27 protein-coding genes and 2 tRNA genes are annotated in these 20,244 nt (G+C 65.7%); 16 read left to right on the top strand and 13 right to left on the bottom strand.

All coding sequences use genetic code 11. The annotated features are described in order from the left end of the window. Positions 1–4: 4 nt before the first annotated feature. Positions 5–643 (bottom strand): S24 family peptidase, encoded by a 639-nt coding sequence (locus VF631_RS05615; RefSeq protein WP_431849297.1) that lies wholly within the window; start codon positions 641–643, stop codon positions 5–7. A gap of 96 nt (positions 644–739) precedes the next feature. Here VF631_RS05615 and VF631_RS05620 point away from each other — a divergent pair, with 96 nt between their 5' ends. From VF631_RS05620 to VF631_RS05630, 3 genes are read left to right on the top strand one after another with little or no spacing between them, the layout of a single operon-like run. Further along, entirely contained in the window at positions 740–931 is a 192-nt protein-coding gene (locus VF631_RS05620; RefSeq protein ID WP_431849298.1) for a hypothetical protein, read from the top strand. Next, positions 928–1,251 (top strand): hypothetical protein, encoded by a 324-nt coding sequence (locus VF631_RS05625; protein ID WP_431849299.1) that lies wholly within the window; start codon positions 928–930, stop codon positions 1,249–1,251. Before VF631_RS05620 ends, VF631_RS05625 begins: the two co-directional genes overlap by 4 nt. 36 nt (positions 1,252–1,287) lie before the next feature. Then, the gene (locus tag VF631_RS05630; protein WP_431849300.1) at positions 1,288–2,739 is read left to right on the top strand and encodes a M48 family metalloprotease; all 1,452 of its coding nucleotides are present in this window, start codon (positions 1,288–1,290) and stop codon (positions 2,737–2,739) included. A gap of 1 nt (position 2,740) precedes the next feature. Here VF631_RS05630 and VF631_RS05635 read toward each other — a convergent pair whose 3' ends face one another. Both VF631_RS05635 and VF631_RS05640 read right to left on the bottom strand, forming a co-directional pair. Beyond that, a complete protein-coding gene (locus tag VF631_RS05635) occupies positions 2,741–3,688 on the bottom strand; it encodes a hypothetical protein (protein ID WP_431849301.1) in 948 nt (315 codons plus the stop codon). Continuing rightward, on the bottom strand, positions 3,681–4,892 hold the full coding sequence (locus VF631_RS05640; protein WP_431849302.1) for a TIGR04063 family PEP-CTERM/XrtA system glycosyltransferase: 1,212 nt from the start codon (positions 4,890–4,892) through the stop codon (positions 3,681–3,683). Before VF631_RS05640 ends, VF631_RS05635 begins: the two co-directional genes overlap by 8 nt. A gap of 208 nt (positions 4,893–5,100) precedes the next feature. Here VF631_RS05640 and VF631_RS05645 point away from each other — a divergent pair, with 208 nt between their 5' ends. Together VF631_RS05645 and VF631_RS05650 are read left to right on the top strand one after the other, a co-directional pair. Beyond that, positions 5,101–5,262: a hypothetical protein gene (locus VF631_RS05645; RefSeq protein ID WP_431849303.1), complete on the top strand. Its 162-nt coding sequence runs from the start codon at positions 5,101–5,103 to the stop codon at positions 5,260–5,262. Further along, positions 5,263–6,612, top strand: coding sequence for a putative O-glycosylation ligase, exosortase A system-associated (locus VF631_RS05650; RefSeq protein WP_431849304.1), 1,350 nt, complete (start codon positions 5,263–5,265; stop codon positions 6,610–6,612). It begins immediately after the preceding gene. Positions 6,613–6,628: 16 nt separating this feature from the next. Here VF631_RS05650 and glnA read toward each other — a convergent pair whose 3' ends face one another. Both glnA and VF631_RS05660 read right to left on the bottom strand, forming a co-directional pair. Beyond that, on the bottom strand, positions 6,629–8,011 hold the full coding sequence (glnA, locus tag VF631_RS05655; protein ID WP_431849385.1) for a type I glutamate--ammonia ligase: 1,383 nt from the start codon (positions 8,009–8,011) through the stop codon (positions 6,629–6,631). Positions 8,012–8,145: 134 nt separating this feature from the next. Further along, positions 8,146–8,352, bottom strand: coding sequence for a helix-turn-helix domain-containing protein (locus VF631_RS05660; RefSeq protein WP_431849305.1), 207 nt, complete (start codon positions 8,350–8,352; stop codon positions 8,146–8,148). Positions 8,353–8,465: 113 nt separating this feature from the next. Between VF631_RS05660 and VF631_RS05665 the strand changes: the two genes are divergently transcribed. Beyond that, the gene (locus VF631_RS05665) at positions 8,466–8,630 is read left to right on the top strand and encodes a hypothetical protein (RefSeq protein WP_431849306.1); all 165 of its coding nucleotides are present in this window, start codon (positions 8,466–8,468) and stop codon (positions 8,628–8,630) included. 18 nt (positions 8,631–8,648) lie between these two features. Here the strand turns inward: VF631_RS05665 and VF631_RS05670 are convergent, their stop codons facing one another. Beyond that, positions 8,649–8,987 carry a P-II family nitrogen regulator gene (locus tag VF631_RS05670; RefSeq protein ID WP_431849307.1) on the bottom strand — a complete coding sequence of 113 codons (339 nt, stop codon included), beginning with the start codon at positions 8,985–8,987 and terminating at the stop codon, positions 8,649–8,651. Between the two features lie 112 nt (positions 8,988–9,099). Here VF631_RS05670 and VF631_RS05675 point away from each other — a divergent pair, with 112 nt between their 5' ends. Beyond that, the gene (locus VF631_RS05675; protein ID WP_431849308.1) at positions 9,100–9,453 is read left to right on the top strand and encodes a hypothetical protein; all 354 of its coding nucleotides are present in this window, start codon (positions 9,100–9,102) and stop codon (positions 9,451–9,453) included. Here the strand turns inward: VF631_RS05675 and map are convergent. Next, positions 9,450–10,295, bottom strand: a complete 846-nt coding sequence (map, locus tag VF631_RS05680; protein ID WP_431849309.1) for a type I methionyl aminopeptidase — start codon at positions 10,293–10,295, stop codon at positions 9,450–9,452. The genes VF631_RS05675 and map overlap by 4 nt on opposite strands. 141 nt (positions 10,296–10,436) lie before the next feature. Between map and VF631_RS05685 the strand changes: the two genes are divergently transcribed. Beyond that, complete coding sequence (locus tag VF631_RS05685; protein WP_431849310.1) at positions 10,437–11,213, top strand: competence/damage-inducible protein A; 777 nt, start codon at positions 10,437–10,439, stop codon at positions 11,211–11,213. Between the two features lie 300 nt (positions 11,214–11,513). Here the strand turns inward: VF631_RS05685 and VF631_RS05690 are convergent. Then, positions 11,514–11,584 (bottom strand) — tRNA-Gly (locus tag VF631_RS05690). A 100-nt stretch (positions 11,585–11,684) separates the two neighbouring features. On the opposite strand from VF631_RS05690, the gene VF631_RS05695 reads away from it, so the two are divergent. Continuing rightward, positions 11,685–12,476 (top strand): DUF1499 domain-containing protein, encoded by a 792-nt coding sequence (locus VF631_RS05695; RefSeq protein WP_431849311.1) that lies wholly within the window; start codon positions 11,685–11,687, stop codon positions 12,474–12,476. 44 nt (positions 12,477–12,520) lie between these two features. Next, positions 12,521–13,312, top strand: coding sequence for a metallophosphoesterase family protein (locus VF631_RS05700; protein WP_431849312.1), 792 nt, complete (start codon positions 12,521–12,523; stop codon positions 13,310–13,312). 301 nt (positions 13,313–13,613) lie between these two features. Here the strand turns inward: VF631_RS05700 and rpsI are convergent, their stop codons facing one another. The 4 genes from rpsI to VF631_RS05720 all read right to left on the bottom strand — a co-directional run bounded on the left by rpsI (position 13,614) and on the right by VF631_RS05720 (position 16,196). Then, positions 13,614–14,204: a 30S ribosomal protein S9 gene (rpsI, locus tag VF631_RS05705; protein WP_431849313.1), complete on the bottom strand. Its 591-nt coding sequence runs from the start codon at positions 14,202–14,204 to the stop codon at positions 13,614–13,616. Continuing rightward, on the bottom strand, positions 14,204–14,683 hold the full coding sequence (rplM, locus tag VF631_RS05710) for a 50S ribosomal protein L13 (RefSeq protein WP_431849314.1): 480 nt from the start codon (positions 14,681–14,683) through the stop codon (positions 14,204–14,206). The genes rpsI and rplM overlap by 1 nt, the downstream gene beginning before the upstream one ends. Before the next feature lie 119 nt (positions 14,684–14,802). Beyond that, complete coding sequence (cutA, locus tag VF631_RS05715) at positions 14,803–15,141, bottom strand: divalent-cation tolerance protein CutA (RefSeq protein WP_431849315.1); 339 nt, start codon at positions 15,139–15,141, stop codon at positions 14,803–14,805. Further along, a complete protein-coding gene (locus VF631_RS05720) occupies positions 15,138–16,196 on the bottom strand; it encodes a COX15/CtaA family protein (RefSeq protein WP_431849317.1) in 1,059 nt (352 codons plus the stop codon). The genes cutA and VF631_RS05720 overlap by 4 nt, the downstream gene beginning before the upstream one ends. Before the next feature lie 98 nt (positions 16,197–16,294). On the opposite strand from VF631_RS05720, the gene VF631_RS05725 reads away from it, so the two are divergent. The 5 genes from VF631_RS05725 (at position 16,295) to VF631_RS05745 (ending at position 19,080) form a co-directional block, all read left to right on the top strand. Next, the gene (locus tag VF631_RS05725) at positions 16,295–16,663 is read left to right on the top strand and encodes a MerC domain-containing protein (protein ID WP_431849318.1); all 369 of its coding nucleotides are present in this window, start codon (positions 16,295–16,297) and stop codon (positions 16,661–16,663) included. Positions 16,664–16,721: 58 nt separating this feature from the next. Further along, on the top strand, positions 16,722–17,183 hold the full coding sequence (locus VF631_RS05730; protein WP_431849319.1) for a Fur family transcriptional regulator: 462 nt from the start codon (positions 16,722–16,724) through the stop codon (positions 17,181–17,183). A gap of 388 nt (positions 17,184–17,571) precedes the next feature. Further along, positions 17,572–18,366: a hypothetical protein gene (locus VF631_RS05735; RefSeq protein WP_431849320.1), complete on the top strand. Its 795-nt coding sequence runs from the start codon at positions 17,572–17,574 to the stop codon at positions 18,364–18,366. Positions 18,367–18,411: 45 nt separating this feature from the next. Continuing rightward, a tRNA-Val gene (locus VF631_RS05740) sits at positions 18,412–18,487 on the top strand. Positions 18,488–18,684: 197 nt separating this feature from the next. Continuing rightward, entirely contained in the window at positions 18,685–19,080 is a 396-nt protein-coding gene (locus VF631_RS05745; RefSeq protein ID WP_431849321.1) for an MAPEG family protein, read from the top strand. Here the strand turns inward: VF631_RS05745 and VF631_RS05750 are convergent. Further along, positions 19,077–19,640: a helix-turn-helix domain-containing protein gene (locus VF631_RS05750; RefSeq protein ID WP_431849322.1), complete on the bottom strand. Its 564-nt coding sequence runs from the start codon at positions 19,638–19,640 to the stop codon at positions 19,077–19,079. The genes VF631_RS05745 and VF631_RS05750 overlap by 4 nt on opposite strands. A gap of 86 nt (positions 19,641–19,726) precedes the next feature. On the opposite strand from VF631_RS05750, the gene VF631_RS05755 reads away from it, so the two are divergent. Further along, positions 19,727–20,230: a DUF6456 domain-containing protein gene (locus tag VF631_RS05755; protein WP_431849323.1), complete on the top strand. Its 504-nt coding sequence runs from the start codon at positions 19,727–19,729 to the stop codon at positions 20,228–20,230. Positions 20,231–20,244 lie beyond the last annotated feature (14 nt).

Here is a 20,244-nt window from a genome sequence, read left to right on the forward strand (position 1 = left end):
CGAATCACGCAATCCGCTTGCCCGCCCATAGCACCCGGCCGACGATGTCGATCGAGGCGGGATCGCAGTCGGGCCAGCTTGGATAAGCGGGATTGTCGCTCGTGATCGACAGCCGCGCCGAACCGGGGTGTCGGCAGAGGCGCTTGACGAGGAGAGCGCCGTCGCGCCGCAGCACGTAGACGCCGTCGCGCAGTCGTCCGGCGCCGTCGGCATGGTCAACCAAAATCTCGTCGCCATTGCCGAGCAACGGCGCCATCGAATCGCCCCGCACCTCAATCAAAGACAGCTCGCCGCTCCCGCCGATCCGGCGGAGCCAGCGCGGATCGAAGGCGACATGGCCGCGCGACCGTTCGCCGGATTCGAGCGCACCCGGGCCGGCCGAGGCCTCGACATCCAGCCGGGGTACCGGGATTGTGTCGCCTGCCGCAGCCGCAGCCGGGCCGCCCAGCAGCGCCTCGTCGATCCCGAAATAGCGGGCGAGCACGCGCCGGTCCGCCTCCGCGAGTCGCTTGGGCGTTCCGCGCTTCACGAATTGCTGAACATAAGCCGCGTTACGCCCGATCAGGCGGGAGAGACCCGCATAATCCTCCCGTCGCTCACGGATCAGCCCCTCGAGGACGGCGCGCGGATCGGCTTCGGCCATGAGTGCTCCTACCGATAGGAAAAATCCTAGACAAGTAGGAAATCTCCGGCAACTCGGAACATAGCACGAACAATCGAGTCGAACAGGAGACCTGACATGCAGTTGCTTCGCCGCATCGAGCGGTATCTGAAAGCGAGCGGCACGGCCGCGACGCGCTTCGGCCGGGAAGCCGTGCGCGATCCGCGCCTGGTGCACGATCTGCGCCGCGGTCGCGAGCCCGCGGCGATCTGCGCGCGAGTCGCGGCCTATATCGACGGGCGGCAGCAAGCCGATCGGGTGCAGCCGTGAACGCGCCCGGACGCGATGCCACCAAGGCTCTGCTGCGCGCGCTGCGCTCAGCGTTCGACCCAGTGAACTTCATGAACGTCGAACGCGTCCAGAGCCGGGAATGGGCCAGCATTACCTTCACCGGCGCGCGTCACGAGGTCACGATCCGCTTGGACGGAAACGGCGCGGAAGCCGCCGCCGATCGATTTGCCGAAGGGCTCGAAATGGCCGAGTTCCGTCTGCGAGGCCACATCCTCGCCGACATCGTCCTGACCGCACGGGAGAAGACAGAGGCAGGGGTACGCCTCCACCTTGAGGCGCTAACAGTAGAAGATGGATGATAGGCGACCGCGCGGCTAAGGCGGTGTCGACCCGCCATGAACATCCCACGCTCCCTTTCGCTGCTCGCCGTCGCTTCCCTGCTCGCAAGTTGCGGCGGGCCCGCTCAGCCAGGCGACTACCAGCCCGAGATCCAGGCCGAGGAACGCGAGCTCGGCGCAGAGCAGCATCCGCAGCTGCTGGCACAGTTCGGCGGAGCCTATTCCGCGTCGGAGGCGCGCTATGTCGCCACACTCGGCGAGCGGCTGGCCGTTGCGGCCGGGCTCGAAGGCCAGTGCACCTTCACTCTGGTCAACAGCGATGTGGTCAACGCTTTCGCGGTTCCCGGCTGCTACATCTATGTCACGCGAGGCCTGATGGGCATCGTCAACAGCGAGGCGGAACTGGCCTCCGTGCTCGGCCATGAGCTCGGCCACATCGTCGGCGATCACAGCGAGCGCCAGCAGAAGCGCGGTATTTGGCGGGAACTGGGCGTGCTCGCCGTGGGGCTGGTCACCGGTTCTGAGCGGCTGACGGAAGTGGCCGCCCGCGCCGCGGGGCTGTTCAGCCTGCGCTACTCCCGCCGGCAGGAATATGAAGCCGACGATCTCGGCATCCGTTACCTGCGCGCAATCGGCTACGATCCTTTCGCCGCGGCCGACATGCTGGGCGCGCTCGGTCGCCACGAGCGGTTCATGACAACGACCAGCGGCCGCGATGAAGCCAGGGGCGTTCCCGAATGGGCGCGCACGCACCCGCTGACGGAGAACAGGGTCGAGCGGCTCCGCGGCGCCGCGGCCGCCACCGGCCTCCGCGAGGATGCGCTGCCAGAGAACGAGGTCGGCTACCTTCGCGAGGTCGACGGGCTGCTTTACGGCGACGACCCGCAGCAGGGCTTCGTGCTCGGCCGCCGCTTCGCCCATCCCGTGATGCGGATCGGATTCGAGGCCCCGCCCGGTTTCACGCTCACCAACAGCCCACAGGCGATCCTGATCGATGGCCCCGACGGTGTGCGTGGTCAGTTCGGCGGCGGCGCGCTCGGCCCCGACGGGCTGGACGGCTATGCGGCCCGGGTCATCCAACAATTGCTGGGCAACGCGCCCGCCGAGGTCGGCACGGCCGAGCGAGTGAATGTGAACGGCGTTCCTGCGATCGTCGTGCCGGCGCGCGTTGCCGGGCGGCAGGGCTCGGTCGACTTGTCGCTCGCCGCCTATGCGGGTCCGGGTGGCGGCGCTTACCACTTCATCATGGTGTCAGGGCCGGGCTCCGCCGGCGCGGAGGCGTTGGGCGCGCTGTTCAACTCGTTTCGCCTGCTCTCGCCCGAGCAGGTGGCCGGCCTTCGGCCAAGGGTGATCCGCGTCGTGCCGGTCCGCCTCGGCGACACGCCGGAGGTCTTCGCCCGCCGGATGGCGAGCGATCACCAGCTCGAGCAGTTCCTGGAGCTGAACGGCCTCGCCGCCGGCCAGGCGCTCCGGCCCGGCTCGGCGGTCAAGATCATCTCGTACCTGTAGCTTAGCTGCGCTTGGACATCCGGGTGAGATCGTCCAGCGCCGTGCGCAGCCGGTCGTCCGCGCCGCGATTGCCGCGGGGTCTCGCGGAGCGCCCGTCGCGCTTGCGGCGGATCAGCCCGCCTTCCAGCCGCGTGGACAGCTGGTCGAGGCTCGGCTCCGGTGAGTTCGCCACGTCCTCGACCCTCTCGGCTTCCGCTTGCTGCGCCCAGAAAGGCAGGATGGCGTGGGCGTCCGGAGCGGGGCTTGCATCGATGTCCTCGATCTGCTCGCTCTCGGGATATTCTTCGGCTTGCGCCGCAACGCCTTCGGGCAACCAGAAAGGCACGTCCGTCGACTCGGCCTCGATCACCGACTCATGTGCCTCGGCCGTTTCCGGCTCGCTTTCCTCCGCCTCGTCGAGGAGCAGCTCCTCCTCTTCGGCTTCGACAACTTCGCTCGGCGCCTGCAGGAAGCTTGGGGCAGGGCGCTCCCACTCCGCTTCGAAGTCGACATTCTCGACGACCGACACGTCGATCGGTTCGCCGCGTTCGTCGCTGGGCACGGAGTCGAGCGGGATGCCGAAGTCGGTCGCTGCCCGGAGCGGGTGGCGCGCTGGAGCATCCGGGTGCGCGTCGGCCCGACGCAGCCGGGGCGGCTCGTTCGAGAATTCTTCTGCAAGCGGTTTGCGCGCTGCCGGCGCCTTCCCGAGCGCGCGGAGCAGCAACCAGACGAGGCCGAACGCGGCAAGCGCGGCGACCGCTACGAAGCCGAGCCGCGCGGTCTCCCCAAGCGGCGGCTGAGCGGCCGGAACCAGGCTCGGCAGTCCGGTTGCGCCGACCAGCCGTTCGAACAGGTTCGCAGGCATCGCGAAGGCAAAGAAGCCTACGGACCCCCCCGCCAGCGCCGCCATCGGCACATCGAGTGCGCTGCCGCGAGTCTTGGCAGGAGGTGTTTTCGTGTTTTCAGCCATGGATCAGCGCCTTGCCGGTCATTTTTTGGTAAGCCGGGGCGTAACGGGAAATGTTTGACGACCAGTTACGTTCGCGCTCGACGAACCGCCGCGCCACGTCGCGGCGAGCCTCCCAGCCCGCCCGATCGGCGAAGAGGCGGTCGAGCGCGTCGGCCAGCGCGGCCGGATCGCTTGGCGGGAACAGAGTGCCGGTTACGCCGTCCTCGATCAGCTCGCGGTGGCCGCCGACGTCCGACGCGGCCACGAGCTTGCGCTGTGCCATGGCTTCGAGCGGTTTCAACGGGGTCACCAGCTCGGTCAGCCGTATCGCTTTGCGCGGATAAGCGAGTACGTCCATCAGGCTGTAGTAGCGTTCGACCTCCTGGTGCGGCACCCGCCCGATGAAGTGAATGCGCGAAGCCGCCGGTGAACCCGCCGCCTGGAGCTTGAGCTTCTCTTCCATCGGCCCTCCGCCGACCAGGAGCAGGTGAGCAGCCGGTCGCCGCTCAAGGAACAGCGGCATCGCGGCGATCAGGTCGTCCAGCCCCTCATAATCGTAAAAGGAGCCGATGAAGCCGACAACGTCCGCACCGGCCAGGCCAAGTCTCTCGGCGAACGCCAAATCGGGTGCCGGCGGACTTCCGAAAAGGCCGAGATCGACGCCGTTGGGGGAAACGATGATCTTCTCCGCTGGGATCCCGCGCTGAACCAGGTCGTGCCGAAGTCCCTCGCAGATGACCGCGACGGCGTCGGCCCGGCGCGCCGCATAGGTCTCCAGAGCGCGGGTGAGGTGGTAGCGGGGCGAGCCTTCGCTCCCAGTGCCGTTCCCCACCGCCGCATCCTCCCAGAATGCACGAATCTCGTAGAGCAGAGGGAGCCGGTGGCGGCTTGCCACAGGCAACGCCGCGAGCGCATTCAGCACCGGCGAGTGGGCGTGCAGCTGATCCGGCCGCCATTCCCGCACGAGCTGGTCGAGTCGTTTCTCCAGCGCCTTGATTTCCCGCCATTCGCGGAGCGGCGAGGGCCCGCCAGCCGGCTTTGGGGTGCGGAAGAAGCGGATGCCGTCCACATCTTCCGGGTTGAGCCCATCGTGGCTGTGGCGGACGCCGGTGAGGCAGGCCACCTCCCACCCGCGGGCGAGTTGGGCCTTGACGATGGCGCGGGTGCGGAAGGTGTAGCCGCTGTGCATCGGCAGGCTGTGATCGAGAATGTGTAGGATGCGCATGCGGCATGCTCTGCCACGGCAGCCTTAACGCCCCGTCAACCGGCCCGCTGTACAAGCGCCTCTGCGTGACCAGTAACGTCATTGCGAGCGTAGCGAAGCAATCCGGTGAGGTGACTGGCTCCGGATTGCTTCGTTCCCGCAGTTGCGCCTGGGAAGCGCCGGCTGCGCATCGTCGTCGGCTGCTCGGGCGCGCGGGAGCTTCGGACGCATGATCGACAATTTTGCGCTTGGGCTGACTCACGGGCTGCTGCTCCTCACCGCTTGGCGGCTGCTGTCCCGCCCCGATCTCGACGACTCCTCTGCGGCGGAACCAGCTCCAGCGCCCAAGCCGGAGCGCGGTTTCGGCCTGAAACAGGCGAAGCCGGACTAGATGCGCGACCTCGCGTTCATCGGTTTCCTGCTTGCGCTGATCGGGCTCGGGCTGAAGCGCCCGTTCCTGCTCGTGCTGGCTTACGCCTATGTCGACATCGTCGCGCCGCAGCGGCTCAGCTACTATCTGCTGAACGCGGTCCCGGTCTCGATGATCATGGCGGGGCTGGCGATCGTCGGCTGGCTCCTCGCCGACCACAAAAAGGGGCTGAAGTTCACCTTCCGCCAGGGGCTGATGATCCTGCTTCTGCTCCACGCCGGCGCCACCACCTGGTATGCCGACTTCCACCTCGATGCGATGGGGAAGTGGGACTGGGTGTGGAAGGCGATGGTCTGGGCGATCTTCCTTCCGCTCACCCTCCGGACGAAGCTGCGGATCGAGGCTTATCTGCTGTTCATCACGCTTTCGGCCGCGGCGATCATCATTGTCGGCGGGATCAAGACGGCCGTCTCCGGCGGCGGTTACGGCGCGCTCAACCTGATGGTCGACAACAATAGCGGGCTGTATGAAGGCAGCATCATCTCCACGGTATCGATTGCGCTGATTCCTGTGATCCTGTGGCTGGCGCGGTTCGGCACGATCTTCCCGCGCGACTGGCGCGTCCGCCTGTTCGCCTACAATCTGGTCTTCGCCTGCCTCCTGATACCGGTCGGCACATCGGCGCGGACCGGGCTGATCTGCATCGCCGCACTCGGCATCCTGATGCTTCGGGATGCTAAGAACCGGTTCGGCTACATGGCAGTGGTTGCGATCGGGCTGGCGATCGCCGTGCCGATGTTGCCCGAGCGCTTCACCGACCGGATGAACACGATCCAGACCTACAAGGCGGATAGCTCAGCTTCTACACGCATCGCCGTGTGGAAGTGGACCTGGGACTATGCCCAGGGAAGGCCGCTCGGGGGCGGCTTTGAAGCCTACAAGCAGAACAAGCTGCGGATGGACCTGGTCTCGACGCAGACCACCGGCTCCGTCGAGGTAGTCCGGACGGACGTAGTCGAGGACAAGGCTCGCGCCTACCATTCGAGCTATTTCGAGATGCTCGGCGAACAGGGCTTCCCCGGGCTCATCCTGTTCCTGCTGATCCACGTGATCGGCCTGACCCGCATGGAAGTGCTCCGCCGGCGGTTCCGCCACGCGGAAGGCGAGGAGGCGTGGATATCCCCGCTCGCCACCGCGCTCCAGCACGCGCAGCTCGTCTACCTGGTCGGGGCGGTGTTCGTCGGCATCGCCTGGCAGCCTGTCATCTACATGCTGCTTGGCGTGCAGATCGGGTTCGACGTGCTTGTCGGTCGCCGCGAGCGGGTGAGAGCGCCATGGGGGCGCAAGCCGGCTGCGCCGCAACCGGCTTGAGCTGAAGTCCGCTTACTCAGGAGCTGTAGTACATATCGTATTCGACCGGGCTGGGCGTCGTCTCCCAGCGCATCTGCTCTTCCCACTTGAGCTCGATATAGGCGTCGATCTGGTCGTCGGAGAACACGTCACCCCTTGTGAGAAAGGCGCGATCGTTCTGTAGCGCGATCAGCGCCTCGCGCAGTGAGCCCGCCACCGTCGGTACGTTGACCAGCTCGGCGGGCGGCAGGTCGTAGAGGTTCTTGTCCATCGCCTCGCCGGGATGGATGCGGTTCTGGATGCCGTCCAACCCCGCCATCACCAGCGCCGAATAGGCCAGGTACGGATTGGCGAGCGCGTCGGGGAAGCGGCACTCGACCCGCTTGGCCTTCTCGCCCGCGCCATATGGGATGCGGCAGGAAGCGGAGCGGTTGCGGCTGGAATAAGCGAGCAGCACCGGCGCTTCGAAGCCCGGCACGAGGCGCTTGTAGCTGTTGGTGGTGGGGTTGGTGAAGGCGTTCACCGCCTTGGCATGGTGGATGATGCCGCCGATGAAGAACAGGGCGGTCTCGCTGAGGCCCGCATAGCCGTTGCCTGCGAAAAGCGGCTTGCCGCCGTTCCAGATCGACAGGTGGGTGTGCATGCCCGATCCGTTGTCGGACTTGATCGGCTTGGGCATGAAGGTCGCCGTCTTGCCGTAGGCGTGGGCGACCATGTGCACGACGTACTTGTAGATCTGCATCCGGTCGGCGGTCTGGGTCAGCGTCCCGTAGGTGAGGCCGAGCTCGTGCTGGCCGGCGGCGACCTCGTGATGGTGCTTGTCCATCGGCAGACCCATCTCGATCATGGTCGAGACCATCTCGCCGCGTATGTCGACTGCGCTGTCGACCGGCGCGACTGGAAAGTAGCCGCCCTTGGCGCGCGGCCGGTGGCCGAGATTGCCGTTTTCGTACTGCCGGCCGGTGTTGGTCGGCAGCTCGATATCGTCGATGCGGAAATAAGAGGTGTTGTAGCCGTCCTCGAAGCGCACGTCGTCGAACATGAAGAACTCGGCTTCGGGGCCGACATAGATGGTGTCGCCGATGCCGGTGTTCTTGACATAAGCCTCGGCCCGCTTCGCGGTGGAGCGCGGATCACGGGCGTAGAGTTCGCCGGAGGCCGGATCGACAATGTCGCAGAACAGGATCAGCATCGGCGTCGCGCTGAACGGATCGACATAAACCGCGTCGAGATCGGGCCGCAGGATCATGTCCGATTCGTTGATCGCCTTCCAGCCTTCGATGGACGAGCCATCGAACATGAAGCCGTCGGTCAGCTGGTCCTCGTCGATCAGGCCGGCCACCATCGACAGATGCTGCCACTTGCCCTTGGGATCGGTAAATCGAAGGTCGACCCACTCGATCTCCTGTTCCTTGATCATGTCGAGGATGGTGTTCGCGTCGTTCGCCACTGTTCGAATCCTTTGATCAGGTGTTGGACAGCGTCATCGGCGGCTTAGGCGCAGGCCGTCCAGAGCCCGCGCGCCGTGGGTGAACATTTCACGTGGGCTGATTTTCAGAATGCGCGGCGCTGGGCCGAAATCAGCATGCGCAGCAGCATCGCAACCGGCCGCGGCACGCCCACCTTGCCTTCCAGCCACAAGCTCACGGCCGACCGGCTCACCCCGATCGCGAAGGCAAGGTCGTTCTGGGTTCGGTAGCCAAGCGTACGCATCGCCGCTCGCAGTTCATCCGGGGACATCGAGGCTTTCAGATCGTCCACCAACCTGCCTTAACCAGAAGTCGGCGGGCGATGCCAATGTCCGCTATTCGCCCCTGCCGGGAGCAACCGACGGTTCGCCGCGTTGGGAGCAATCGAACTTTGGAGATGAAGCAATGAGCGGATCGAGGCGCGACAGTTCGGACGGAACGCGAGGCGGACCGGTGCATGGCCGCGGCGGCAAGTCGGTCGACGACAACAAGAAGAGCGGAGGCGGCCACGGCAAAGGTAGCGGCGGCAACGACAGCAACGCCCATCCGCCCGGCGGCGGCCCAAGCTAATCGGCGCGATCGGCGGGCTTACAGCGCGTCCGAGCCCTGTTCGCCAGTGCGGATGCGGATCGCATCCTCGACAGGGTAGACGAAGATTTTGCCGTCACCGATGCGGCCGGTGCGGGCGGCGTTGGCGATCGCCTCGACCGCACGAGGGGCCAGGCTGTCTTCAACAACCAACTCCAGCTTCACCTTGGGGAGGAAATCGACGACATATTCGGCGCCGCGATAAAGCTCGGTATGCCCCTTCTGGCGGCCAAAGCCCTTGACCTCGGTAACCGTCATTCCAGACACCCCGATGTCATGCAGCGCTTCCTTGACCTCATCCAGCTTGAACGGCTTGATCACGGCTTCGATCTTTTTCACCCGGAACCTCCGTTGAGAAGCTCAAACATAAGGAGCAGGTCGGAGCAGGCAAGCGCGGCAACGTTTCGGCGTCCTCACGCTTCTGCTAAGAAATGCCCTGAAGGAGACGAACATGCGCAAGCTGTTGCTCGGGATCGCGCTATGCGGGCTTGGTGGATGCGCGATGCTGCCGCGTGGCGGCGGTCCGGCTCCGGGCACGGAGCTGATCGGCCGCAGCGCCCGACTTGTCACCAACAACGGCCAGGCGTCCACCTTGCGCTTCGAACCGCGTGGCCGCGTCCGAGCGCTGTTCGGAAAGAACGAAGTGGCGGGCCGCTGGTGGACCGCGAACGAGCGGCTTTGCTTCGAATGGGGTGGTCAGGCGCGCACCCGCGAATGCTGGCCGTATCGAACGCCTTTCCGGCGCGGCCAAGCCCGTGGCGTCACCAGCGATCGCGGTAATCGGGTGCAGGTGACCTTGCTTTAGGCTGCCGGCAGATAGGGCGGCTTGTGCCAGCCTTTTGGACTAAGCGTGAAGATCTCGCACCCGGTGTCCGTGATGCCGATCGAATGCTCGAATTGAGCTGAGAGCGAGCGGTCGCGGGTGACGGCGGTCCAGCCGTCCTCCAGCACCTTGCAGGTAGCCTTGCCGATGTTGATCATCGGCTCCACCGTGAAGAACATTCCGGGCCGAAGCTCGGGTCCGGTGCCGGGCTTGCCGGCGTGTACCACCTCGGGCGCATCGTGGAACAGCTGACCCAGGCCATGGCCGCAGAAGTCGCGAACGACGCTATAACGATTCCGTTCGGCGTGGCTCTGGATCGCGTGGCTGATGTCGCCGAGCATATTGCCCGGCTTGGCCTGCTCGAGGCCCAGCATCAGGCATTCATAGGTGACGTCGACCAGTCGCCGCGCCTTCACAGGGACATCGCCGACCAGATACATGCGGCTCGTGTCGCCGTGCCAGCCATTCAGCACCGGAGTTACGTCGATGTTGACGATATCGCCATCCTTGAGCGGCTTGGGGCCGGGTATTCCGTGGCAGACGACATGATTGATAGAAGTGCAGCTGCTCTTCATGTAGCCGCGATAGCCGAGCGTCGCCGGGTGCGCCCCGGCATCGCTCATCAGCTTGAAGACGAGGTCGTCCAACTCCTGGGTCGTCACCCCGGGCACGACATGAGGCACGAGCGCATCCATGATCTCGGCCGCCAGTCGCCCCGCTGCGCGCATGCCGGCAAAGCCCGCCGGCCCGTGCAGCTTGATCGAGCCGCTTCGATGAGCGGGCGCGGTCGCATCATAGCGGGAAATCGTCTGATACTCGGTCATGGCTGGGCGATATAGCGAGGTCGATCCACGCCAACAACGCCGCGGTACTCAGGCTTCTTCACAACCCGTCGCCGGACCTGACGCAGAAGCTGACTGAAGTTCAGAATGACGCGCCGAAGGAGACTGGGTAGAGCCGCGATCATGACTGACGAACGGATCTGGACGGCCGAACGGATCTGGACGGCTGGCCTGCTGGTGATCGGCGACGAGATCCTGTCCGGGCGCATCCAGGACCGCAATGTCGCGCCGATCGCCACCTGGCTCAACATCCAGGGCATCCGCCTTGCCGAAGTTCGGGTCGTCGCAGACGTGCACGAGCGCATCGTCGCCGCGGTGAACGCGCTTCGTTCCGAGAACGATTATCTGTTCACCACCGGTGGCATCGGGCCGACCCATGACGACATCACCGTCGACGCGATTGCGGCCGCCACCAACGTTGACGTGGAGGTGCACCCGAGGGCGCGGGCGGCGCTGGAGCGCTATTATGAAACGCGCGGCGGGATCACCGAGGCGCGCCTCCGCATGGCCCGTGTGCCGGCGGGGGCAAGCCTGATCGAGAACAAGATGTCTGGGGCGCCCGGGATCCGGCACGGCAACATCTTCATCCTCGCCGGGGTGCCTCACATCGCGGCGCTCATGCTGGACGCGCTTTCCGGCACGATCGAGGGCGGCAAGCCGCTGGTCTCGCGGACAGTAGGCGGCTGGGTGCCGGAAAGCGAGGTCGCCGAATTGCTTCGCGACGCGGAGCGGGCGCATGAGGGCGTCCAGATCGGCAGCTATCCGTTCTTCCGGGAAGGGCGGGTCGGCGCCAATTTCGTCGTTCGCAGCACGGATCAGCCCGTGCTCGATGCCTGCGTCGACGATCTGGTCGCTCGTCTGGAGGCGCAGGGGCTCGATGTGATCCAGGGCGGCGTCTAGGCCATCGGCGGTCGGCGCGCGGGCGAGCATCGGCAGCGCTAGGGTCCGAGGACACGAATACGTCCACAAGCCCGAGAAAGTGCGCCTCTATTTGTCACAAAACGGCCGCGAGCGGTGCCTACTCGGTGATGTGGCGTATGAAGATGGTTGCCTATTATGGCATCGGCGTATCCGCAAAAGCGTAGTCACCTAGCGCATTCTAACTTCTGAGTGCGAAAGCGAGCACCGCCAAAGGAAAACCGGTCTTACGGCCAAGCGAGCGTAGGCCGATCAGTGGGCGGACCCGCATGGTAACAGGAGAGCGGGTGAAGGGAATCGAACCCTCGTCGTAAGCTTGGGAAGCTTCTGCTCTGCCATTGAGCTACACCCGCGCCCTTCCTTGCGCTTGCCACAAGCGAGCCGGGCCGGTCAATCGGGCTTGCTCCCGCCATCGCTTCTCAGCAAAGACGAAGGGCAGAAGTGGAGAAGCGAATGGCGCGGGTATTGCCGGCGGAGGGAGCGTGGGCAGGGCGGCTTGCTTGGCTGGCACTGGCGCTCAGCGTCGGCGCGGTTCTTGCAGCTCTGATCGGCGCTGTCGGAAGCGCGCAGGAGGCGTGGCATTTCCGGGTCGGCTTCGCGGTCCTGCGCTATTCCTTCTTCATCGCCATCGCCGGGGGCGTGCTTGCGGTCGCGGCGATCCTGCTGATGCGCGATCGGCCGCGTCCGCGGCGGCGTTGGGCGATTGTGCTCGCACTGCTCTTCGGGTTCGGCTTCGCCGGCTATGTGGGCAAGCAATATGTCACGGCGCGGACCCTGCCTGCGATCCACGACATCAGCACCGATCTGGAGGATCTGCCCGAATTTCGTGCGCTTCCCGTCAGGGCCGACAATCTCGAGAATGTTCCGGTCGAAGGGAGGCCCGCGCTGGCAGCGATGGAGCCGGAGGAGCGCTGGAAGGCGCTGCACCGCGAGGCCTATGGCGACTTGGAGCCGATCAGCGTACCCTGGAGCGTGCGCGAGACGATCGGGCGCGCCCAGACGGTGGCCGAGAAGAATGGCTGGGAGATCGTCCATTTCGATCCGGCGCGGGGAACGCTGGAGGCGACCGATACGACACTCTTCTTCCGCTTCAAGGATGATGTGGTGATCCGCGCCCGGCCCGATCCGGAGAGGAAGGGGCGAACGCTGGTCGACATGCGCTCGATCTCCCGAATCGGCGGCAGCGATGTCGGGACCAACGCGCGCAGGATTCGCGAATATCTGAAGGATCTGCGGCAGAGCTGATACGCGCGCCGAACCAAGTGCCGCGCCGATTGTTGAACGGTCCCATGACCCGACTTTTCCATGTCTCCGATCTGCATTTCGGCCGCGAGGACCGCCAAGCGGTGCAGTGGTTCGCGGACACCGTGCGCGCCGAGATGCCCGATGCGGTAATCTGCACCGGCGATCTCACCATGCGCGCGCGCAGCCAGGAATTCGAAGCAGCCGCGGCTTATCTAGAAGCGATGCCGGTGCCCGTGACGGTGGAGCCCGGAAACCATGACCTGCCTTACTACAATCCGGTCGACCGCTTCTTTCGTCCTTACCGGCGGTTCGGCCGGGTCGAACGCCTGATCGAACGTCCGCTGGACCTGGAGCACGTCACCATCGTGCCGCTCAAAACCACCGCCCGATTTCAATGGCGGCACAATTGGTCGTGGGGCGTGGTCAGCCGCGGCAGCCTCAGGCGCGCGCTGCAAAGCTTGAGCGAAGCGCCGACGGACAAGCTCAAGATCATCGCATGCCACCACCCGCTGGTCGACAAGGAAGGATTGGAGTCGCAGGGCCGGACCTTGCGGGGCGACGACGCGCTGCAGGCGCTGGCCGAGGCGGGCGCCCATGCGACCTTGTCCGGGCACGTCCACGATCCATTCGATCTCGAGCATCTGATCGCCGGACGGACGATCCGCACCATTGGCGCGGGCACCTTGTCGGAGCGGGTCCGCGCCACGCCGCCGTCCTTCAACGAGCTCAGGATCGATGCGGACCTGACGCTGCATGTCGAGCACCGGATGATGGGAAAGCCCCGTCAGGAGCCCGCCCACCCTGGACCGCGCGCAGGGAAGGCCAGCGCCGCCTGAAGTGCGAAGGGGCAAGCAGGCGTGATATTCGAAGGTACGACCTGTACGCGTGCACGGCGCCGCTCAGCGGGAACTCCGATGACACGTTGTACGCTCGGTGCTCGGATCGAGAACTCGCGCTGCCCATTAGGCTGATCTCGCGAGCCGAAACGGCGTGATCTGAGATCGCGCACGGCCCTCTTTGCTCTCCCGGCGAGCCTCCGGGCCTAGCGGTGCGGGGGGCACAAAGAAAAGGCCCCGGATCTCTCCGGGGCCTCTCGTTCCGTGATCCAGCCGAAAGTACCACTTTCGGCTGATCTCTTTAGCGCTTGGAGAATTGGAAGCTGCGGCGGGCCTTGGCGCGGCCATACTTCTTGCGCTCGACCACGCGCGGGTCGCGGGTCAGGAAGCCCTCGCGCTTTACGGCGGTGCGCAGCGCCGGCTCGTAACGGGCGAGCGCCTGGCTGATGCCGTGGCGGACCGCGCCCGCCTGGCCGCTGAGGCCGCCACCGCTGACCGTCGCAACCACGTCATATTGACCGCGGCGTTCGGCCACGTCGAACACTTGGTTGATGATCAGGCGCAGCGTCGGCCGGGCGAAATAGACTTCCTGGTCGCGCCCATTGACCGTGATCTTGCCGGTGCCGGGCTTCAGCCAGACACGGGCGACCGCGTCCTTGCGGCGGCCGGTGGCATAGGCGCGGCCCTGCTTGTCGAGCTGCTGCTCGCGCAGCACCGCCTGCATCTGGGGACCTTGGGTCGACCGGCCGTCATCCTCGGAGCCGGGGATAGGCCCGGCCGCAGCGGGCGCCGGTGCATCGGAATCCGGCGCATCGGAAGCCGGCGTGGGTGCCGCCGCCGGAGCCTGAGTCAGCGCGGCGAGATCGGAAAGGGACTGGCGATTGTCGGACATTACGCGCCCACCTTGTTCTTGCGGTTCATGGCCGCGACGTCGAGAAGTTCGGGACTCTGGCCGCCATGCGGATGCTCGGCGCCAGCATAAAGGTGCAGCGCGCGCATCTGGTCGCGGCCGAGCGGACCGCGGGGGATCATGCGCTCCACCGCCTTTTCGAGAACGCGCTCGGGGAAGCGGCCGGCCAGCACCTTGTCGGCGGTGACTTCCTTGAGGCCGCCCGCATAGCCGGTGTGCTTGTAATAGGTCTGCTGCTGCAGCTTCTTACCGGTGAAGCGGATCTTCTCGGCGTTGATCACCACGACATGGTCGCCGCAGTCGACATGCGGGGTGAAGCTCGGCTTGTGCTTGCCGCGCAGGATGTTGGCGATGATGGTGGCGACGCGCCCGACCACCAGTCCGTCGGCATCGATCAGATGCCATTTCTTCTCCACCTCGTGCGGCTTGGCCGACTTGGTGGTCTTCATCAGCGCCTTCATGGGGCTCTCGACCTCTTGTGAAATGAACTGCGCCGCCCGATGACGGGGCGGCGCTGCTGACGGGCAAATGACATTCGCTTCCGGGAAAGTCAAGATTTCGGCTGGTTTAACGAGCGGTACTATATTACCTCACGTGGGTTGTTCTCCGTCTCGGTCTTCACCCACTGTTCGAAAGCCGGAAACGTCCGCTCGATCGGCCAAGCGACGGCGGCAGGCACGTCATAGCTGTGAAGTTCGCTCAAACGCTCGATCAGCCGCTCCGCTTGGGCCGTCGACGTCTTGAACAAGGCCGCCACCTCGGTCGCCTGCTCGATCGCTCCTTCCCAATGGTAGATCGAGCGGCAGGGCCCGAGGATGTTGACGCAGGCTGCGAGGCGCCCTTCGACCAGTATGCGGCCGATCCGCTCCGCTTCCTCCATGTCGGGAAAGGTGGCGTAAACGCTGGCGATCCCGCTCATGCGGGGCGCTTGGCGCCGAGGGGATGAGCGGTTGCGATCACCGTCGCGATAAGCAGAGCCGCCATTCCCTGGTGAGCGACGGCGACCGCGAGTTCAACGCCGGTCAGCAGGGTGGCTATGCCAAGCACGATTTGCACGATCACGGCGCCGATCATCAGCAGGGCCGGGGCGCGCACGCCGCCTCCCCATGCGATCCGGGCCAGCACGAAACAGGCCGCGGCAACCAGCAAGGCAAGCCAGCGATGGATGAACTGCACCACGATCGGGTTGTCGGCAAGGTTCACCAGCAATGGCTGGAGCATCGGGGTTGCCGAGGGAAACCATTCCTCGCCCATCTTGGGCCAGCTGTTGAAGGCATAGCCGGCGTCAAGACCGGCGACATAGGCGCCGAACATGATTTGGAGGCCGAGCAGCGAGAGCAGCCATGCCGCGGCGACCGGCAGCTTGACCGGACGCGCATCGGCGTTGCGCTCCAGCCTCAGCAAGTCGAGCGCGGTCCAGATCAGAAGAGCGAAGATCAACAGCGCCAACATCAGATGCACGGCCAAGCGGATGTGGCTAACCTCCGGGCGATCGACGAGCCCGGAGGCGACCATCCACCATCCGATTGCTCCCTGAAGGCCGCCGAGCAGCAGCAGGACGCTGAGCCGCCAGCCATAGCCGGCCGGGATGGCGCGTTTCAGAGCGAACCAGGCGAGCGGGATGGCAAAGGCGAGGCCGATGCCGCGGCCCAGCAGCCGGTGGAGATATTCCCAGAAGAAGATCTCCTTGAACTGGGCGAGCGACATGCCCGCATTGACTTGTCTGTATTCGGGGCTCGCCCGATAAGCCTCGAACTCAGCCTGCCAGTCCTGCTCGTTGAGCGGGGGGATGGCGCCGGAAATGGGCTCCCATCGAACCATCGACAGGCCGGATTCCGTGAGTCGGGTGATCCCGCCCACCACGACCATCAGGAACACCAGCGCCGCCATGAGCAGCAGCCAGTTCGCGATCGCGGCCGGTCGGGGCAGCAGCGCGGAAGGCGCCGCGGGAGTGCGTTGTGCCTGAGAAGCCATCACGGCGGCGATATGGAACCAGGACGCCAGAAATCCAATCGCAACTTTTTGGGCTATGTGATGTTGTAACTTCCCGGATCGCTTCATATAGGGGGTCTATGTTCGCGGGCGCAGTCAGGGTGGGTACGATCGACCGGGTGGGCATTGCCCTTTCCGGCCTGTGCGTCGTGCATTGCCTGACCAGCGCGATCATGCTGGCGGTGCTCGCGTCCGCGGGCGGCATTCTGGTCGATCACCGCATCCATGCGATCGGGCTGGTGCTTGCGATCGTGCTCGGCATGGTGGCGCTCGGACGCGGGATTGTTGAACATGGGTTCATGATGCCGGCTGCGATCGGCGGGCTGGGTCTGGGCGTGATGGCCGGCGCACTGACTTTGCCGCACGACAGCGGCGAGGTTGTTTACACGATTGTTGGCGTTGCGATCCTAGCGCTCGGCCACGATCTCAATCGGCGCGCGGTGGTCTAAGGCGCCGCCGCGCCCGACTGCCTTGTTAACATGCCGTTCAGCGCCTAATTTGGTGGCCATGGGCCATGTTCATCACAATCACGAGGGCGAGGCGCTGACCGTTGCCGCCAAGGCGGGCATGGAAAAAGCAGGCGAGCAGTGGACGACGATGCGCGCCGCCGTGTTCGATGCGCTGGCAAGCTTCAGCCAGCCTGCTTCGGCATATGACATCGCCGAGAAGGTCTCGCAGGCGCAGGGGCGCCGCGTTGCCGCGAACAGCGTCTACCGGATTCTGGACCTGTTCGTCGGGGCGAACCTCGCCCGCCGGGTCGAGAGCGCCAACGCTTATGTCGCTAACGACCATCCCGATTGCCTCCACGACTGCATCTTCCTGATCTGCGATCAGTGCGGGCAGACCACCCATCTCGACGACGACACCCTGGCGGGCGGGGTCAGGGCCGCGGCGCGACAGGCCGGCTTCGCGCCCGATCGTCCGGTGATCGAAGTGCGCGGCCGCTGCGGCGAGTGCGAAGCCGCGTAGGGCCTCGTTCAAGGCGGATTAGATTATATCCGATTTGGACTGAACGATTGGCCCTTTTGGCGGCGGCATTCGGGCCACAACGCACATCCCACGCGGGACGGATCAGCACCTGCCGCGCCGAGCAGTCCCTGGAAAACCACGTCCGTAAGAAAATTGTAACAATCTCCGGCTCTTGCCGGGGAAGGGCGTCGTCAGAGAATTGTCCGTTCTGGACTATTTCGCCCAGCGCTCACGCCGTTAGGGCGGCAAGCTTTCCGCGGGAGCAATCGGGGCGGGCGATCGGCTTGGTATGAGGGGCAATCTGGCGCATGATGAGCTGGCTATGGTCGACTATGCCCGCGCCGCGCGTTTATTGCTTCTGGCCGACAGCCCCCAAACCCGAAACTCAGTGGAGGCCGCTGCCGAACTGGCTTCATGTCGGGTTGTTCCGCTTCCACTGAGCGGCTGGACCGATGGCTCGGACGAGCTTCCGGGCTTCGATGCCGTCTTCCTGAGCATCGACGCTGCCGATGAGGGCGGCGCGGAGCTGCTCTTGGACCGCATCGTCCGTCAGACCGGCGCGCGCACCCGGTGCGTGATCGAGGCTCCTCTGGAACTGATCGACCTGGCTGCGAGCCGGGCATGGGGGCCGGCGGTGCTGCACGTGTCGAACCCGAGCGACGGCGAGCGCGCCGAAGCTGTCGCATGGGCGATCAAGCGCGAGCCGGAGCGGCTGCACGACAGCGGCAGGGGTGCGTCAAGGCTTCAGCAGCTTAGCGAGGAGGCGAGCCGGATCGCGAGCGCGCTGGCTTCGCTCTCGGAGTCCGAGGCGCAGCGCGAGATCGGCCAGGAGCGGCCGATTGACGCCGCTCGCGTACGGGCGATCATCCGGGCGCGGCGATTGCGTGACCAGTTCCTCGGTGCGGACTTGTTCGCCGATCCCGCCTGGGACATGCTGCTGGACCTGATGGCGGCGCGGCTGGAAGGGCAACGCGTTCCCGTGTCGAGCCTGTGCATGGCGGCGGCGGTGCCGCCCACGACGGCGCTTCGCTGGATCAAGGTATTGTCCGAGCAGGGGATATTCGTCCGAACCGCGGACCCGCAGGACGGGCGTCGCATCTACATCGAGTTGGCCGACGAGATCGCGGCCGCTCTGGACGCCTATCTACGGGCCGCACAACGGATTTCGCCGATCATCTTCTGAGCTTGCTCGGCGAGGGCGCAGGTGGCAAGCGGGCCGGGACTCATCGGGCGCTTAGCTCAGTTGGTAGAGCATCTCGTTTACACCGAGAGGGTCGGCGGTTCGAGCCCGTCAGCGCCCACCAATCCCTCAGAGCCATCCGAGCAGGAATAGGATGAGGAGCGTGATTGCCGCGGATAGCGCGATCGAGCCGACGCAGCCCAGGCGGTTGGAAAAGAAGAAGAACAAGCCTGGCCTCCGAACGGTTGTGGCGCCAGATGCAACGGAGGAGGCGGCAGTTGGTGCCCGGAACGGGCGAGCCGGACGGGGGATAGCACTACGATGACAACCGAACTGACGGTGCTCGCCTGGGGCTGCATCCTGGCGATCGTTCACATCTTCGCCGCTGTTCGGGTCAAGACGCGCCAATATGGCACTCGGTGGAACATGGGTGCGCGGGACGAGGAGCTGCCGCCGCCCGAGCCGATCGTCGGGCGCCTTGCCCGCGCGCAGGTCAACTTCTTCGAGACGTTCCCGATCGCAGCGGCCGCCATCCTGCTTGTGTCCATCACGGGGCGCACCGATGGCTGGACGGCGGCCGGGGCGATCCTCTGGCTCGCGATGAGGATTCTTTATTTGCCGGTGTACGCGCTGGGCGTCCCCAAGGTGCGAACCTTGATCTTTCTTCTGAGCGTCGCCGGGATCGGGTTGATCCTGCTGCCCGTGCTGCTGCCCTAGAGGCTGCGGATCAATCGGACTGCCACGGCCGCCCACGCAGGGTCCGCTACGACGAGCTGGCGCTGCCCGCTGCCGAGCGGGAGGACGTGCAGCTTGCCCTCCTCGCGTCCGATCAGCCGGCCGAACAGGAAGCGCCCGGCCGGGCGTGGGAGCAGCACGTCGCGGTTCATCGCGCGTCCGAACTGGTCCGGTCCGAGCCGGGTGAGCCAGATCTCGTCGCCGCTGCGATAATCGCCGATGCCGGAAGCGACATTGATCGCGACCAGTCCCGGCTCCGGCTTGGGCGTAACGACCACGCCGGGCCGGCGCGGGGCATGAGCGCCGTCATGGTCGAGGATGGCCGCGATCGGCACGTCTTCGCGATCGGGCAACTGGACGAGATCGGCCGCCTCCACCCCGAGCGCCCTGGCGATGCGATTGAGCCAGCCCACCGATACGGTGCGCGTGCCGGTCTCAAGCCGTCCGATCGTCTGCGGCGTGGTGGGCGGATCGCAGCGGTCCGCGACGTCCTGCAGGGTCAGCTTCTTGGCGCGGCGCACCTCGCGAATACGCGTGATCATCCGAGTCTCCCTGAACCTGATCGGTTATTTCCTTTCCTACAGCCTGCCCTGAATGGCAAGTGCAAAGCGAATCGAGCGGGGGAGAGATGACGCGCAAGGAACCCAACAGACTGCTGGTCGAGCGGCCGCTGCCGCGCGACGGACAGATGCGCTCAGGGCTGGCAAAGGGCGCGCGGACGCCCCGCTCAGTCACCGTCAACATGGTTGAGTCGCCGTTGGGCTGGCTCAAGTCGCGCGGCCTTGTCACCCAGCGGCAGTTCGATGCCGGCGACCGTTTGCGGGAGGATTGGGAACGCGCGCAACTCAGCCCATCGGTTACGATGCGGTGGGACGCTTCGCCGCTCGGCAGCTCCCGGCAGGCGACCCCGCGTCTGCTCGACCCGACGCAGAGCCAACTCGCTGCAAAGGACCGCTTCGAGAACGCGGTCGCGGCAGTCGGGCCGGGGATGAGCGACATCCTCTGGCGGGTCGTCTGCGCAGGCGAAGGGATGCGCGAAGCCGAGCAAGCGCTCGGCTGGCCGGCGCGGGCCGGTAAGCTCGTGCTCGGCCTTGCGCTCGATCGGCTCGCCGACTTCTACCGGATCGGCTGAGCTACGCCGTTTAA

The sequence above is a fragment of the Allosphingosinicella sp. genome (genome assembly GCF_036387615.1).
Lineage (GTDB): Bacteria > Pseudomonadota > Alphaproteobacteria > Sphingomonadales > Sphingomonadaceae > Allosphingosinicella.